At 37.4% G+C, this 1,198-nt stretch carries 1 protein-coding gene; it reads right to left on the bottom strand.

The window, feature by feature from the left end:
• Positions 1-600 (bottom strand): nucleotide sugar dehydrogenase (locus B6A10_RS16230; protein WP_394354341.1); only part of this gene is annotated, 600 nt, incomplete at its 3' end.
• Between the last annotated feature and the right edge of the window lie 598 nt (positions 601-1,198).

Raw genomic sequence — 1,198 nt, 5'->3', positions numbered from 1 at the left:
AGTAATCACCGATTGATATAAGGCATCTACTTTTTGCCCGATTTCGGGAGTAGAGCCGGCTGTTACTTTTAAAATTTTATCGACCGTATGTTCTTTATCGCCGGGATTAATACGTTCCGGAGAATATCCGGCAAAAAAATCAACATTAAATTTCAGACCGGAAATACGTTCCAAAACAGGCACACATTCCTCTTCTGTCACTCCCGGATAAACGGTAGATTCATAAATAACAATATCTCCTTTTTTCAAAACCTTGCCAACTGTTTCACTGGCTTTGTAAAGCGGGGTCAAATCGGGACGATTATTCTTATCAACAGGGGTAGGAACGGTAACAACATAATAATTACAATCGGCGATATCCTTCAGTTGACTACTGCAATACAATCCTCTTTTTGTTTGTATTGCCTCCTTGGAAATTAAAACCGATTGTAAAACCGACTCTTCGACTTCTAAAGTGTCATCAACACCCTTGTTTAAGGCTTCTATTCTTTTTTGATTGATATCAAAGCCAACAACTGCATATCGGGTAGCAAACAAACGAGCCAATGGCAATCCGACATAGCCCAGCCCTATTACAGCTATTTTAGAATTCGGACTCATAAATTAGGGTCATTTCAGGAATTGTATTGAATTTACTCCAACGCTTCGCGGTTCCAACCCACACAAAACGAGTCAGAATCCATTTTTTTTACGTGTGCAAATATAACTACTTCAAATCGAATTACCATTATATATTTAGCCGTTGGACGTGACAAACATTCCATTCATCGATAAAAAAGACCTAAACCACTACTAATCAACACTAAAAAACCTTACAATAAAAAAATTTTACGCCAAAAAATCACCAAATTTAGTGATGTCAAAAGAACAATAAAATCACAGATTAATCTTATTTTATCAGTTATGTGGGGTTTGAGTTCTGGGTTAGAAAAACATACGTTGGTTTATCACTACACTTCAGTTCGGGTAGTCAGTTCGGGTTGAGAAACAATTTGCGTCAGAAAATTATTTTGAAGTATCGGAAACTATTCTGGAAACAAAGCTTCTCGATACGCTTCGCTACTCGAAGTGACGAAGCAGACATCAGAGCACAAAGCGCCAGTTCGAATTGAGAAACAATTTACATCAGAAAATCGCTTCGAAGTATCGAGAACTATTCTAGCACAAAAAAACTTCTCGATACGTTTTATTCCGTTTC

Source organism: Flavobacterium pokkalii (assembly GCF_014596575.1).
Classification (GTDB): domain Bacteria; phylum Bacteroidota; class Bacteroidia; order Flavobacteriales; family Flavobacteriaceae; genus Flavobacterium; species Flavobacterium pokkalii.
The sequence above is the reverse complement of the archived record's forward strand: the minus strand, read 5'-3'. Positions and strand labels throughout refer to the sequence as shown.